Origin of the sequence: Pseudomonas sp. NFACC05-1, from assembly GCF_900100135.1 — a bacterium.
Classification (GTDB): Bacteria; Pseudomonadota; Gammaproteobacteria; order Pseudomonadales; family Pseudomonadaceae; genus Aquipseudomonas; species Aquipseudomonas fluorescens_Q.
Genome location: NZ_FMTR01000021.1, coordinates 15,911 through 31,089 on the forward strand (window position 1 = coordinate 15,911; position 15,179 = coordinate 31,089).

Annotated in this window: 13 protein-coding genes; 6 read left to right on the forward strand and 7 right to left on the reverse strand. The window is 62.6% G+C overall.

From position 1 onward, the window contains the following. Positions 1-109: 109 nt before the first annotated feature. The 5 genes from prpF to BLO97_RS23850 form a co-directional block, all read right to left on the reverse strand. Positions 110-1,303 (reverse strand): 2-methylaconitate cis-trans isomerase PrpF, encoded by a 1,194-nt coding sequence (prpF, locus tag BLO97_RS23830; protein WP_092348478.1) that lies wholly within the window; start codon positions 1,301-1,303, stop codon positions 110-112. Between the two features lie 42 nt (positions 1,304-1,345). After that, a complete protein-coding gene (gene acnD / locus BLO97_RS23835; RefSeq protein ID WP_092225154.1) occupies positions 1,346-3,937 on the reverse strand; it encodes a Fe/S-dependent 2-methylisocitrate dehydratase AcnD in 2,592 nt (863 codons plus the stop codon). Positions 3,938-4,042: 105 nt separating this feature from the next. Further along, entirely contained in the window at positions 4,043-5,170 is a 1,128-nt protein-coding gene (gene prpC / locus BLO97_RS23840) for a bifunctional 2-methylcitrate synthase/citrate synthase (protein ID WP_092225152.1), read from the reverse strand. Between the two features lie 41 nt (positions 5,171-5,211). Further along, positions 5,212-6,096, reverse strand: coding sequence for a methylisocitrate lyase (prpB, locus tag BLO97_RS23845; protein ID WP_047228278.1), 885 nt, complete (start codon positions 6,094-6,096; stop codon positions 5,212-5,214). After that, the gene (locus BLO97_RS23850) at positions 6,093-6,803 is read right to left on the reverse strand and encodes a GntR family transcriptional regulator (RefSeq protein ID WP_063325003.1); all 711 of its coding nucleotides are present in this window, start codon (positions 6,801-6,803) and stop codon (positions 6,093-6,095) included. The genes prpB and BLO97_RS23850 overlap by 4 nt, the downstream gene beginning before the upstream one ends. Positions 6,804-7,083: 280 nt before the next feature. Here BLO97_RS23850 and BLO97_RS23855 point away from each other — a divergent pair, with 280 nt between their 5' ends. From BLO97_RS23855 to pabB, 4 genes are all read left to right on the forward strand, one after another. After that, positions 7,084-7,620, forward strand: coding sequence for a retropepsin-like aspartic peptidase RloA (locus BLO97_RS23855; protein ID WP_072348736.1), 537 nt, complete (start codon positions 7,084-7,086; stop codon positions 7,618-7,620). A 5-nt stretch (positions 7,621-7,625) separates the two neighbouring features. Next, a complete protein-coding gene (locus BLO97_RS23860) occupies positions 7,626-9,158 on the forward strand; it encodes an osmotic stress tolerance membrane protein RloB (protein WP_003204068.1) in 1,533 nt (510 codons plus the stop codon). Next, positions 9,158-10,144: an alpha-L-glutamate ligase-like protein gene (locus BLO97_RS23865; RefSeq protein ID WP_013693958.1), complete on the forward strand. Its 987-nt coding sequence runs from the start codon at positions 9,158-9,160 to the stop codon at positions 10,142-10,144. Before BLO97_RS23860 ends, BLO97_RS23865 begins: the two co-directional genes overlap by 1 nt. Before the next feature lie 285 nt (positions 10,145-10,429). Continuing rightward, positions 10,430-11,773, forward strand: a complete 1,344-nt coding sequence (gene pabB, locus BLO97_RS23875; RefSeq protein ID WP_092348481.1) for an aminodeoxychorismate synthase component I — start codon at positions 10,430-10,432, stop codon at positions 11,771-11,773. Positions 11,774-11,818: 45 nt separating this feature from the next. Here pabB and thrH read toward each other — a convergent pair whose 3' ends face one another. Then, a complete protein-coding gene (thrH, locus tag BLO97_RS23880; protein WP_072343907.1) occupies positions 11,819-12,436 on the reverse strand; it encodes a bifunctional phosphoserine phosphatase/homoserine phosphotransferase ThrH in 618 nt (205 codons plus the stop codon). A gap of 174 nt (positions 12,437-12,610) precedes the next feature. On the opposite strand from thrH, the gene BLO97_RS23885 reads away from it, so the two are divergent. Beyond that, positions 12,611-13,351, forward strand: a complete 741-nt coding sequence (locus BLO97_RS23885; RefSeq protein WP_072343910.1) for a phosphoadenylyl-sulfate reductase — start codon at positions 12,611-12,613, stop codon at positions 13,349-13,351. Positions 13,352-13,411: 60 nt separating this feature from the next. Next, a complete protein-coding gene (locus BLO97_RS23890; protein WP_092147393.1) occupies positions 13,412-14,140 on the forward strand; it encodes an aspartate/glutamate racemase family protein in 729 nt (242 codons plus the stop codon). 47 nt (positions 14,141-14,187) lie between these two features. Here BLO97_RS23890 and BLO97_RS23895 read toward each other — a convergent pair whose 3' ends face one another. Next, positions 14,188-15,111: a LysR family transcriptional regulator gene (locus BLO97_RS23895; protein ID WP_092147390.1), complete on the reverse strand. Its 924-nt coding sequence runs from the start codon at positions 15,109-15,111 to the stop codon at positions 14,188-14,190. Positions 15,112-15,179: the final 68 nt, after the last annotated feature.

The following is a 15,179-nucleotide window of genomic DNA, read 5'->3' on the forward strand; positions in this document are numbered from 1 at the left end:
GGCCATCCCCTGTGGGAGCGAGCCTGCTCGCGATGAGGCCAGCACATCCAACAGCGATGTTGGCTGACACACCGCCATCGCGAGCAAGCTCGCTCACAGCTTTTTCGACTCAGTTCAAGACATCCCCCGGCACCCGCACAAACCCTTCCATCAACACCCGTGCGCTGCGGCTCATGATGGCTTTTTTTACGGTCCATTCGCCGTTGACCTGGCTGGCCTCGGCGCCGACGCGAAGAGTGCCGGACGGGTGCCCAAAACGCACCGCGTTGCGCTCGACGCCGCCGGCCGCGAGGTTGACCACGGTGCCGGAAATAGCAGCGGCCGTGCCAATGGCCACCGCCGCCGTGCCCATCATGGCGTGGTGCAGCTTGCCCATGGACAGTGCCCGCACCAGCAGATCGACATCCCCGGCCGCGACGGCTTTTCCGCTGGATGAAACGTAGTCCGCCGGCGGCGCGACGAACGCCACTTTCGGTGTGTGCTGGCGCTGGGCGGCTTCGTCCAGGTGCTTGATCAAGCCCATGCGCAGAGCGCCATGAGCGCGAATGGTTTCGAACATGGCCAATGCCTTGGGATCGCCGTTGATGGCGCCCTGCAACTCGGTGCCGATGTAGCCGACGTCCCGGGCATTGATGAAAATCGTCGGGATCCCCGCGTTGATCAGCGTCGCCTTGAAGGTGCCAACACCGGGCACTTCCAAGTCGTCCACCAGATTGCCGGTGGGAAACATCGAGCCACCACCGCCCTCTTCCTCGGCCGCCGGGTCCATGAATTCCAGTTGCACTTCGGCCGCCGGAAAGGTCACGCCGTCGAGTTCGAAGTCCCCGGTTTCCTGCACCGCGCCGTCCGTGATCGGCACATGGGCGATGATGGTCTTGCCGATGTTGGCCTGCCAGATCCGCACCACGGCCACGCCGTTCTGTGGGATGCGACCAGCGTCCACCAAACCACTGCTGATAGCGAATGAACCGACCGCTGCCGACAGGTTGCCGCAATTGCCGCTCCAGTCCACGAACGGCTTGTCGATGGACACCTGGCCGAACAGGTAATCGACGTCGTGGTCGGCTCGGGTGCTCTTGGACAGGATCACAGTCTTGCTGGTGCTGGACGTCGCGCCGCCCATGCCGTCGATCTGCTTCTCGTACGGATCGGGGCTGCCGATTACCCGCAGCAACAGGGCATCCCGGGCGGTGCCTGGGACACGGGCCGCTTCGGGCAGGTCTTGCAGACTGAAGAACACGCCTTTGCTGGTGCCGCCACGCATATAGGTAGCGGGAATTCTGATTTGCGGTGCGTGAGCCATGATGCTCCTCAAGCGGACAATCCGGGTGTCCGCAGCTGTGATTTAGACGGCAACCGCCGATTCAAGGAAGTCCTGGGCAAAGCGTTGCAGCACGCCCCCGGCTTCATAGATCGACACTTCTTCAGCGGTATCGAGGCGGCAGGTCACCGGCACTTCGACGCGCTCGCCGTTCTTGCGCGTGATGACCAACGTCAGCGTCGCACGCGGGGTGCGCTCGCCGATCACGTCATAGACCTCGCTGCCGTCGATGCCAAGGGTCTTGCGATCGGTACCGGGCTTGAACTCCAGCGGCAACACGCCCATGCCCACCAGGTTGGTGCGGTGGATGCGCTCGAAACCCTCGGCGGCGATCGCCTCGACACCGGCCAGGCGCACGCCCTTGGCCGCCCAGTCCCGGGACGAGCCCTGGCCGTAGTCGGCGCCGGCAATGATGATCAGCGGCTGCTTGCGCTCCATGTAGGTCTCGATGGCTTCCCACATGCGCATCACCTTGCCTTCCGGCTCGACCCGGGCCAGGGAGCCCTGCTTGACCTTGCCGTTTTCCTGGACCATTTCGTTGAACAGTTTCGGGTTGGCGAAGGTGGCGCGTTGCGCGGTCAGGTGGTCGCCGCGGTGGGTCGCATAGGAGTTGAAGTCCTCTTCCGGCAGGCCCATTTTCGCCAGGTATTCACCGGCGGCGCTGTCCAGCATGATGGCGTTGGACGGCGACAGGTGATCGGTGGTGATGTTGTCCGGCAGCACCGCCAGCGGGCGCATGCCCTTGAGCGGTCGCGCACCGGCCAGTGCGCCTTCCCAATATGGCGGACGACGGATGTAGGTGCTTTGTGGGCGCCAATCGTACAGCGGCGTCACTTTCGGCCCGGTGTCTTCCTGGATGGCGAACATCGGGATGTACACCTGGCGGAACTGCTCCGGTTTCACCGAGGCCTTGACCACCGCGTCGACTTCTTCGTCGCTCGGCCAGATGTCCTTGAGGCGGATTTCCCGTCCGTCCACCACGCCCAATACATCCTTCTCGATGTCGAAGCGGATGGTCCCGGCGATGGCATAAGCGACCACAAGCGGTGGCGAGGCGAGGAATGCCTGCTTGGCGTACGGATGGATACGTCCGTCGAAGTTGCGGTTGCCCGACAACACGGCGGTGGCGTACAGGTCGCGGTCGATGATTTCCTGTTGGATCACCGGGTCCAGCGCGCCGGACATGCCGTTGCAGGTGGTGCAGGCGAACGCCACCACGCCGAAGCCCAGCTTCTCGAGTTCGGACGTCAGGCCGGCCTCATCCAGGTACAGCGCCACGGTTTTCGAGCCCGGCGCCAGGGACGACTTGACCCACGGTTTGCGGGCCAGGCCCAGGCGGTTGGCGTTGCGTGCCAGCAGGCCGGCGGCGATCACGTTGCGCGGGTTGCTGGTGTTGGTGCAACTGGTGATGGCGGCGATGATCACCGCGCCGTCGGGCATTTGCCCCGGCACATCGTCCCACTGCCCGGAAATGCCTTTGGCGGCCAGGTCCGACACCGCGACGCGGGCGTGGGGGTTGCTCGGGCCGGCCATGTTGCGCACCACCGACGACAGGTCGAAGGTCAGGCCACGCTCGTATTGCGCGCCCTTGAGCTTGTCGGCCCACAGGCCTGCCTGCTTGGCGTAGGTCTCGACCAGTCGCACCTGGTCGTCTTCACGGCCAGTGAGCTTCAGGTAATCGATGGTTTGTTGGTCGATGTAGAACATCGCCGCCGTCGCACCGTATTCCGGGGCCATGTTGGAAATGGTCGCGCGGTCGCCCAAGGTCAGGGCACTGGCGCCTTCGCCGAAAAACTCCAGCCAGGCACCGACGACTTTTTGCTTGCGCAGGAATTCGGTCAGCGCCAGCACCATGTCGGTGGCGGTGATGCCCGGTTGCAGCTTGCCAGTCAGCTCGACGCCGATGATTTCCGGCAGGCGCATCCACGAGGCGCGCCCCAGCATGACGCTTTCGGCTTCCAGGCCACCGACGCCGATGGCGATCACGCCCAGGGCATCGACGTGGGGGGTGTGGCTGTCGGTGCCGACGCAGGTATCGGGGAATGCCACGCCATCACGTTGCTGGATCACCGGGGACATTTTTTCCAGGTTGATCTGGTGCATGATCCCGTTGCCCGGCGGAATCACGTCGACGTTCTTGAAGGCCTTCTTGGTCCAGTTGATGAAGTGGAAGCGGTCTTCGTTGCGCCGGTCTTCGATGGCGCGGTTCTTGGCGAAGGCTTGCGGGTCGGAACCACCGCTTTCCACCGCCAGGGAGTGGTCGACGATCAGTTGGGTCGGTACCACCGGGTTGACCTGCGCCGGGTCACCGCCCTGCAAGGCGATGGCGTCGCGCAGGCCGGCCAGGTCCACCAGCGCGGTCTGCCCGAGGATGTCATGGCACACCACGCGCGCCGGGAACCACGGGAAGTCCAGGTCGCGCTTGCGCTCGATCAGTTGCAGCAGCGACTCGCGCAGCGTGGCCGGGTCGCAGCGACGCACCAGGTTCTCCGCCAGCACGCGGGAGGTGTACGGCAGGCCGTCGTAGGCGCCGGGGCGGATGGCATCCACCGCCTCGCGAACGTCGAAATAATCCAGCGAAGTGCCGGGCAGCGGTTTGCGAAATTCTGTGTTCATCGTCAGGACTCGGTCACGGTGGTTTCAGAAAGGCGCTTGCCACGACCATGATCGTTCCCACGCTCTGCGTGGAAACGATCATGGTAATAGCGCGGCCCCTCCAGCTCAGCGTTGTTCGATTGGCACGAACTTGCGCTGTTCGACGCCGGTGTATTCGGCGCTCGGTCGGATGATGCGGTTGTTGGCGCGTTGTTCGAACACGTGGGCGGCCCAGCCGGTCAGGCGCGAGCAGACGAAGATCGGCGTGAACAGTTTGGTCGGGATGCCCATGAAGTGGTACGCCGAGGCATGGTAGAAATCGGCGTTGGGGAACAGTTTCTTCTGCTCCCACATGGTCTTGTCGATGGCTTCGGAGACCGGGAACAGCACCGTGTCGCCCACTTCATCGGCGAGTTTTTTCGACCAGCCCTTGATGACCTCGTTGCGCGGGTCGTTGTCCTTATAGATCGCATGGCCGAAGCCCATGATCTTGTCCTTGCGCGCGAGCATGCCGAGGGTGCCTTCGATGGCCTCCTGCGGTGAGCTGAAGCGCTCGATCATTTCCATCGCCGCTTCGTTGGCACCGCCATGCAACGGGCCGCGCAACGAGCCGATGGCCGCGGTGATGCAGGAAAACAGGTCCGACAGCGTGGAGGCGCAAACCCGGGCGGTGAAGGTCGAGGCGTTGAATTCGTGCTCGGCGTAGAGGATCAGCGACACGTTCATCACCTTGACGTGCAACTCGCTCGGCTTCTTGCCATGCAGCAGGTGCAGGAAATGGCCGCCGATGGACACTTCGTCGGTCACGCATTCGATGCGCTGGCCTTCGTGGCTGAAGCGATACCAGTAGCACATGATCGCCGGGAACGCGGCCAGCAGGCGATCGGTCTTGTCATGCTGCTCGGAAAAATCCTGCTCGGGTTCCAGGTTGCCCAGGAACGAGCAGCCGGTGCGCATGACGTCCATCGGGTGGGCGTCGGCGGGAATGCGCTCCAACACCTCTTTCAGGGCTTGGGGCAAATCCCGCAACTGGCGCAGTTTACCGGTGTAGGCGTCCAGCTGTGCCTGGGTCGGCAGCTCGCCGTACAGCAGCAGGTAGGCCACTTCTTCAAATTGCGCATCTGCCGCCAGGTCGCGAACGTCGTAGCCGCGATAGGTCAGGCCGGCACCCGATTGGCCCACGGTGGACAATGCGGTTTGCCCGGCCACCTGGCCACGGAGCCCGGCGCCACTGAGTACTTTTGCTTCGGCCATTTGCTGTCTCCATTTTCTTGAATTTGTAGGGGAGTCGCGCCTTACTTCTTCGCCGCGAACAACGCATCGAGCTTCTGCTCGAAGGTGTGGTAGTCGATGCGATCGTAAAGCTCCATGCGCGTTTGCATGGTGTCGATGACATTCTGTTGCGTGCCGTCGCGGCGGATCGCGGTGTAGACGTTCTCGGCCGCCTTGTTCATGGCCCGGAAGGCCGACAAGGGGTAGAGCACCAGGGACACGTCGGCACCGGCCAACTGCTCGGTGGTGTACAGCGGGGTCGCGCCGAATTCGGTGATGTTGGCCAGGATCGGCGCCTTCACGCGGCTGGCGAACAGCTTGTACATCTCAAGCTCGGTGATGGCTTCGGGGAAAATCATGTCGGCACCGGCCTCGATGCACGCGGCGGCGCGGTCCAGGGCCGACTCCAAGCCTTCCACCGCCAAGGCATCGGTACGGGCCATGATCACGAAACTGTCATCGGTACGGGCATCGACGGCGGCCTTGATGCGGTCGACCATCTCTTGCTGGGAGACGATTTCCTTGTTCGGACGATGGCCGCAACGCTTGGCGCCGACCTGGTCTTCGATATGAATCGCCGCGGCGCCGAACTTGATCATCGACTTGACCGTGCGCGCCACGTTGAATGCCGAGGAACCGAAGCCGGTGTCCACGTCCACCAGCAGCGGCAGGTCGCACACGTCGGTGATACGCCGTACGTCGGTCAGCACGTCATCCAGGCCAGTGATCCCTAAGTCCGGCACGCCGAGGGAGCCGGCCGCCACGCCGCCGCCGGACAGGTAGATCGCCTTGAAACCGGCGCGCTTGGCCAGCAGCGCGTGGTTGGCGTTGATGGTGCCCACCACTTGCAGCGGATGCTCATTGGCGACCGCATCGCGAAAACGCTGGCCTGGAGTGCTGTTGCTCATGACTCACCTCGTTCAGTGGCGCTGTCCTGGAAATGACGCGCGATGTTGCGTTTGGAAGCGCCGATGTGCCGGCGCATCAGTAATTCAGCCAGTTCGCCGTCGCGGTCGGCGATGGCGTCCAGAATCCGATGGTGCTCGGCAAAGGCCTGGCGCGGACGGTTGGGCGTGGTGGAAAACTGGATGCGGTACATGCGCACCAGTTGGTACAGCTCGCCGCAAAGCATTTGCGTCAGGGTGCGGTTGCCGCTGCCCTGGATGATCCGGTAATGGAAGTCGAAATCGCCTTCCTGCTGGTAATAACCGACACCGGCCTGGAACGCCGCATCGCGCTCGTGGGTTTCCAGCACCCGGCGCAGTTCGTCGATTTCTTCCAGGGTCATGCGTTCGGCCGCCAGGCGGCAGGCCATACCTTCGAGGGATTCACGGATTTCGTAGAGTTCCAGCAGCTCGGCATGGCTCAGCGACACCACCCGGGCACCGACGTGAGGCACCCGCACCAGCAGGCGCTGGCCTTCCAGGCGATGAATAGCCTCGCGCAGCGGCCCGCGGCTGATGCCGTAGGTGCGCGCCAGCTCGGGCTCGGAGATCTTGCTGCCGGGGGCGATCTCACCTTTGACGATGGCGGCCTGGATACGTCGGAAGACGTTCTCGGAAAGCGTCTCCGAATCGTCTTGGGCCACCACCGGGGTTTCGAGCTGATCGAGCATATTGTCGACACCTTGCAAATCAATATGACAAAAACTAACCAATAGCAGCCTTAACGTCAAAGCAAAAATCAATATTGTCGACAATCGTCTAATAAGCTCACCCGCCATAACCGCTCGTTTGAATGCGTCGTAGCGTCCGGCCAGCGGTGGCGTCAGAAAACCACCGTGCTAGAATGCCGCGCGATTTGCCGCTCCCCTTTTATAGGGAAGGCTGCCCAGGGAGCTTGTGCAGTAATGCCAGGGCCTGAACCGATAAACGGAACGCTGCGCACCAGGATCTATGACACTCAAGCCCTTCACCGCTGCTCTTTATTTCATGTGCCTGCCGGGGCTTGCCGTGGCGGGTGAAAAAACCGTGTACGGCCTCAACGAATACGCCGCCCTGCAGGGCATCGACCTGGAAGTCGCCGCCAAGCTCGACACCGGCGCCAAGACCGCCTCTCTCAGCGCCCGGGACATCAAGCGCTTCAAACGCAATGGCGAATCCTGGGTGCGGTTTTACCTGGCCATCGACGCGGCCCACTCGCACCCCATCGAACGTCCGCTGGCCCGGGTCAGCAAGATCAAGCGCCGCGCCGGTGACTACGACCCGGACGAAGGCAAGAAATACACGGCCCGGCCGGTCATCGAACTGGACATCTGCATGGGCTCGGCCCTGCGCAGCATCGAAGTGAACCTGACCGACCGCAGCGCCTTCCAATACCCGTTGCTGATCGGTTCCGAGGCGCTCAAGCGCTTCGATGCGCTGGTCGACCCCAGTCTTAAATACGCTGCCGGCAAACCCGCCTGCGCCAATGCCGCTCAAACCGCAGAGTAATTCCAATGCGCTCCCTTACCCTCCATCTGAAAATGCTGATCGCCATCCTGGTGGTGCTGGGCCTGTCGGTGACGGCCTATCAGATTTTCGTGCTCGGCATCCCGGTCACCGAAGACGCCACCGACGACTTGTGGAACATCGACGCCAAGGTCGAATTCGTGCCCAACGCCAAGGATCCGGTGAAGATCCAGATGTTCGTGCCGCCCCTGAGCCGCGACTACGTCAGCCTCAACGAAAGCTTCATCTCCAACAATTACGGGGTGGCGGTGAACCGGGTCGACGGTAACCGCAAGGTGACGTGGTCGGCCCGTCGGGCCAAGGGCAACCAGACCCTGTATTACCGCCTGGTGCTGACCAAGCGCTACAGTGCCGAGAAAACCAAGGTCAAGGGCCCGACCTTCCGCGACAGCATCGCCGTCGAAGGCCCGGAGAAACTGGCCGCCGAAGCCCTGCTCGCGCCGATCCGCCAGCATTCGGCCGACGTCGAGACGTTCATCAGCGAAGCGATCAAACGGGTCAACAACCTCAACGACGACAACGTCAAGCTGTTGCTGGCCGGCGACCCGTCCTCGGCCAACAAGGCGCGCATCGTCGAACTGGTGCTGTCCATCGCCCACGTGCCGGTGGAAAAGGTCCACACCATCCGCCTGGTGGCCGAGCAGCCGCAGACACCTGAACTGTGGCTGCGCAGCTTCAACGGCACCGACTGGCTGTATTTCAACCCGGACACCGGCGAACAGGGCCTGCCCACCGACCGCCTGCTGTGGTGGACCGGCGATGAAAACCTGATCACCGTCGATGGCGGCAAGAAAGCCACCGTCACCTTCAGCATGAACAACAGCGAAATGAACGCCATTCGCCTGGCCAAGCTGACGGACGAGAACACCGACGCCAACTTCCTCGAATACTCGCTCTACGGCCTGCCGCTGCAGACCCAGCAAACCTTCATGATCATGGTGATGATCCCGATCGGCGTTCTGGTGATCCTGATCCTGCGCAACCTGATCGGCCTGCAGACCCTAGGGACCTTCACCCCGGTGCTGATCGCCCTGGCCTTCCGTGAAACCCAGTTGGGCTTCGGCATCATCCTGTTCACGGTGATCACCACGCTGGGCCTGTCGCTGCGTTCGTACCTGGAGCACCTCAAGCTGCAGATGCTGCCAAGGCTCTCGGTGGTGCTGACGTTCGTGGTGGTGCTGATCGCCGCCATCAGCCTGTTCAGCCACAAGCTGGGCCTGGAGCGCGGCCTGTCGGTGGCGCTGTTCCCGATGGTGATCCTGACCATGACCATCGAGCGCCTGTCCATCACCTGGGAAGAGCGCGGCGCCGGCCACGCGATGAAAGTCGCCATCGGCACCTTGTTCGCCGCGTCCCTGGCGCACCTGATCATGAGCGTGCCGGAACTGGTGTACTTCGTGTTCACCTTCCCAGCGATCCTGCTGATCCTGGTGGGCTTCATGCTGGCCATGGGTCGTTATCGCGGCTACCGCCTGACCGAGCTGGTGCGGTTCAAGGCCTTCCTCAAGGCAGACTCCTGATGTTCGGCTTCTGGAAGACCTGGAAGGCCCTGGAAGCCCGGGGCATCATGGGCATCAACCGGCGTAACGCCGATTACGTGCTCAAGTACAACAAGCGCAGCCTGTACCCCATCGTCGATGACAAGATCATCACCAAGGAACGGGCCATTGCCGCTGGCATTCATGTGCCGGAGCTGTACGGGGTGATCTCCACCGAAAAGGAAATCGACAAGCTCGACGAGATCATCGGCGGGCGCACCGACTTCGTGATCAAGCCGGCCCAGGGCGCTGGCGGCGACGGCATCATCGTCATCGCCGACCGCTTCGAAGGCCGTTACCGCACGGTGTCCGGCAAGATCATCAGCCATGAGGAAATCGAGCACCATGTCTCCAGCATCCTCACCGGCCTGTATTCCTTGGGCGGGCACCGTGACCGGGCGTTGATCGAGTACCGCGTGACGCCGGACCAGATCTTCAAGAGCATCAGCTACGAAGGCGTGCCGGACATCCGCATCATCGTGCTGATGGGCTATCCGGTGATGGCCATGCTCCGGCTGCCGACCCGGCAGTCCGGCGGCAAGGCCAACCTGCACCAGGGCGCCATCGGTGTGGGCGTCGACCTCGCCACGGGCCTGACCCTGCGCGGCACCTGGCTGAACAACATCATCACCAAACACCCCGACACCACCAACGCGGTGGACGGCGTGCAACTGCCCTACTGGGACGGTTTCATGAAACTGGCCGCCGGTTGCTATGAACTGTGCGGGCTGGGCTACATCGGCGTCGACATGGTGCTGGACCAGGAGAAAGGGCCGTTGATCCTGGAACTGAACGCCCGGCCAGGCCTGAACATCCAGATCGCCAACGACTGCGGCCTGACCTTGCGCACCCACGCAGTGGAAGCCCACCTGGAAGAACTCAAGGCCCGTGGCGTTACCGAAACCGTGGAAGAGCGCGTAGCGTTTGCCCAGGCGTTGTTTGGGCATATTCCGCCGGTTGAAGGCTGAGGGCTGAACCTGAGGTTTGAAGTTTGCCCCTGTGGCGAGGGAGCTTGCTCCCGCTGGGGTGCGAAGCGCCCCCAAACCCGGCACCACGGTGCATCAGGCTGACCGCGTTCAACTGCCTGGGGGTTGCTGCGCAACCCAGCGGGAGCAAGCTCCCTCGCCACAAGGTGTTCACACCCGAATATTTTCGACAGCCACTGACGTGCTCATCTCCGACATCCCCCTAGGAGCAAATCCTACAGGGGATTACAATCGCTCCCCCGCCTGAACGGCTGATCCGCCCCGCCCATGCCAACCTGCTCCGTATACCCGCTGCCCTACCACGCCAACCCCGCCGAGTACTTCGCGGCGATCCGTCATGCCCCCGGTAGCGTGCTGCTCGACAGTGGCCGGCCGAGTGCGGAACGCGGGCGTTACGACTTGCTCAGTGCCTGGCCGCTGGAACAACTGGCCGTGTTGCCCGACGAGAGCGGTAGCGATTTCCTGCAACGCCTGCGCATTCAGCTGACGCAGCTAGGTGACGCGGAACTACCGACCACAGTGCAACTGCCCTTTGCCGGCGGCGTGATCGGCTACTTGAGCTATGACTTTGGCCGACACCTCGAAACCTTGCCCTCCCACGCCAAGGACGACCTGCAACTGCCCGACGCGCGTTTTGGCGTGTACGACTGGGCGCTGGTCAGCGATCACCAGGCCGGCACCAGCCAATTGGTCTTCCACCCTCATTGTGGCGAAGACGAACGCCAGCGCCTGATCGCGCTGTTCAGCCAACCGACTGCGGCATCGGTTGGCGTCTTCAGCCTCGAAGGACCGATGACCCCCGACCTCAGCGCCGAAGCCTATCGACAGGCGTTCGAACGCATCCAGGCGTATATCCAGGCCGGCGACTGCTATCAGGTCAACTTTGCCCAACGCTTTCGCGCGCCCTGCCAGGGCGACGCTTGGACCGCTTACCAAGCGCTGCGGGCGGCGTGCCCAACACCATTTTCCGGCTTCCAGAGCCTGCCCGATGGCGGCGCCGTGCTGAGCCTGTCCCCCGAACGCTTCGTCAAGGTCAGCGAAGGCCAGGTGGAAACCCGGCCGATCAAGGGCACCCGGCCCCGCGGCACAACCCCCAGCGAAGACGCGGCCCACGCCGCCGAGCTGCTGGCCAGCCCCAAGGACCGGGCGGAAAACCTGATGATTGTCGACCTGCTGCGCAACGACCTGGGCCGCACCTGCCGCATCGGCTCGGTGCGGGTGCCGGAGCTGTTCAGCCTGGAAAGCTACCCGAATGTGCATCACCTGGTCAGCAGCGTGACCGGCGAACTGGCTGTGGATAAGGACCCCTTGGACTTGATCGCCGGCAGCTTCCCCGGCGGCTCGATCACCGGCGCGCCAAAAATCCGTGCCATGCAAATCATCGACGAACTCGAACCGACCCGACGCGGCCTGTATTGCGGCTCGTTGCTGTACCTGGACGTGCGCGGGGAAATGGACAGCTCCATCGCCATCCGCAGTTTGCTGGTCAAGGATGGACAGGTGTGCTGCTGGGGCGGCGGCGGGATTGTCGCGGACTCGGACTGGGAGGCCGAGTATCAGGAGTCGATTACCAAGGTTCGGGTGTTGCTCAAAACTTTGCAGGATCTGTAGTCCTGTCACCGGATGCATTCCCACGCGAGCGTGGGAACGATCAACTTACAGGCTGAGATTGCGGTTCGAGGCCTTGAGGAATTCCTGCTTCAACTCGGCAAACGTGTGCACCGCCGGGAATTGCGGGAATTCACGGATCACGTTCTCAGGCGCATGGAACAGAATCCCTGCATCGGCTTCGCCCAGCATCGTGGTGTCGTTGTAGGAATCCCCCGCCGCAACCACGCGGTAGTACAGGCTCTTGAAAGCCAGGACCGACTGGCGCTTGGGATCTTTCTGACGCAACTGGTAGCCGGTCACCCGCCCGCTGTCATCGGTAATCAAGCGATGGCAGAGCAATGTCGGGAAGCCCAACTGGCGCATCAACGGCTGGGAAAACTCATAGAACGTGTCGGACAGAATCACCACCTGGAAGCGCTCGCGCAGCCAGTCGACGAACTCGATGGCGCCGTCCAGCGGCTGGAGGGTGGCAATGACTTCCTGGATGTCGGAAAGCTTGAGGCCGTGTTCATCGAGGATGCGCAACCGTTGCTTCATCAGCACGTCGTAGTCGGGAATGTCCCGAGTGGTTGCCCTGAGGGAATCAATCCCGGTTTTTTCGGCGAAGGCGATCCAGATCTCCGGGACCAGCACACCTTCCAGGTCGAGACAGGCAATTTCCACAAGACACTCCCATTTTTTCTGATGTTTATCGATTGAGCGAACAAAAGGCATGCCGACTCTAGCCATTCGTCGAAGCCTGCGCAACGCACAGGAGCGCGCCAGCCCCGACAGCTTTTGTTACCATCAGCCCCATATAGAGCGCCCAGCGCCACCGACCTGTAGGAAACCGCCCTGATGAGCCCATCGTTCGACGTCGTGGAACTCGCCACGACCTATGCCAACAAGTCCCCCCAGGACATCCTCAAGCTGGCCTTCGCCGAGTTCGGCGACGACCTGTGGATATCGTTCAGTGGCGCCGAAGACGTGGTGCTGGTGGACATGGCCTGGAAACTGAACAAGAACGTCAAGGTGTTCAGCCTCGACACCGGTCGCCTGCACCCGGAAACTTATCGTTTCATCGATCAGGTGCGCGAGCACTACAAGATCGACATCGAGCTGGTTTCGCCGGACTACACGAAACTTGAACCCTTCGTGAAGGAAAAAGGCCTGTTCAGCTTCTACAAGGACGGTCACGGCGAGTGCTGCGGCATCCGCAAGATCGAGCCCCTGCGACGCAAACTGACCGATGTCCGCGCCTGGGCCACTGGCCAGCGCCGTGACCAGAGCCCCGGCACCCGCAGCCAGGTGGCGGTGTTGGAAATCGACACGGCGTTTTCCACCCCGGAGCGCACCCTGTACAAGTTCAACCCCCTGTCGCAGATGACCAGCGAAGAAGTCTGGGGCTACATCCGCATGCTCGAGCTGCCTTACAACAGCCTGCATGAACGCGGCTTCATCAGCATCGGCTGCGAACCCTGCACCCGCCCGGTGCTGCCAAACCAGCACGAGCGCGAAGGCCGTTGGTGGTGGGAAGAAGCCACGCAGAAAGAATGCGGGCTGCACGCCGGGAATATCATCAGCAAATCCAAGGCTTGAAAAAACCGCAGCACCGCGGAAGCCTGGGGCCGCTTTATTTTGCATCGAAAAGGACAGCTCATGCGAATTCTCGTGGTCAACGTCAACACCACCGAATCCATCACCCAGGCCATCGCCCGCCAGGCCCAGGCCGTGGCCGCGCCGGGCACCGAAATCGTCGGGCTCACGCCGCATTTCGGTGCCGATTCCATCGAGGGCAATTTTGAAAGTTACCTGGCGGCCATTGCGGTGATGGACCGGGTGATGTCCTACGACGAGCCGTTCGACGCGGTGATCCAGGCCGGCTACGGCGAGCATGGCCGCGAAGGTCTGCAAGAACTGCTGAACGTGCCCGTGGTGGACATCACCGATGCCGGCGCCAGTACCGCCATGTTCCTCGGCCACGCTTACTCGGTGGTCACCACCCTGGACCGCACCGTGCCGCTGATCGAAGACCGGCTCAAGCTGTCCGGCCTGTTCGACCGCTGCGCCTCGGTACGGGCCAGTGGTTTGGCGGTGCTGGAGCTTGAGCAGGACCCGCAACGGGCGATTGATGCCATCGTGCAACAGGCGGAACTGGCAGTGAGCCAGGACAAGGCCGAAGTGATCTGCCTGGGCTGCGGCGGCATGGCCGGGCTCGACGAGCAGATCCGCCAGCGCACCGGCGTGCCGGTGGTCGATGGCGTGACGGCGGCGGTGACCATTGCTGAATCGCTGGTGCGGCTGGGGTTGTCGACGTCGAAAGTGCGCACCTACGCGACGCCTCGGCCCAAGACCATCATTGGCTGGCCGGGGCGGTTTGGGCGGTGAGTTCACAGGCTTGGACCGAAGTGTCCCGAGTCGGTCTGGTGCCCCGCTCAAACCGCACTAAACCGCCGCGCCAACCCCTGCTCGGCAAACTGCTCGATGATGAAATCCACGAACGCCCGGGTCTTGCCTGGCAACAGCTTGTGTTCGGCGTAGTAGATGGAGATGTTGCCGTCGTCGACGTACCAGTCCGGCAGCACCCGCTGCAGTGCCCCGCTTTCCAGGAAGGGAACGGCGATCGGCATGCTCACCAGGCCGATGCCAAGCCCTTGGGTGGCCGCCGCGCAATCGGCTTCCGAATCGCTCATGGTCATGCGCGTCTTGAGCGTCAGCGGGCTGTGTTCCCGATTACGGCTGGTCAGTTGCCAGGAACGCACGCGCCCGGTTTGTGGTGAACGAATCAGGATGCCTTGATGCTGTGACAAATCTTCCGGTTCTGTCACCGCGGCATGGGTTTGCAGGTAGTCGGTTGACGCAACCAGCACCCGATGAGCCACCGTCAACTTGCGCGCCACCACGCCCTGGGGCAGCTCGAAACCACCGCCGATGGCGGCATCGAACCCCTGGCCGATCAGGTCTACCTGGCGGTTATCGAAATGCCAGTCCGGGTTGATCGCCGGATAACGTCGCAGAAATTCCCCCAGCAGCGGCACGACATACAATCGACCGAACGCCGTGCCCATGCTCACCTTCAGCGTTCCCGTCGGTTGCCCACCGGCGCTGGCCAGGTTGGCGACGGCGTTCTGGATGGTGTTGAAGCTGCTGCCGACTTCCCTCAGAAACAACTGGCCGGCTTCGGTCAGCCTCAGGCTGCGGGTGCTGCGCTGAAACAGGCGTACGCCCATTCGCGCCTCCAGCTTGGCGACGCTTTTACCCACCGCGGCCGGGGTCACGCTCAGACGTCGCGCCGCCTCGGCAAAGCTGCCGACTTCGGCGCTGCGCACAAAGCATTCGATACTGTTGAAGGTCTCCATGAGCCCCACTCTAAACTTTTGGTTTAGACAGACTATAGCAATGGCGGTCTACACAGCCCACGGCACCT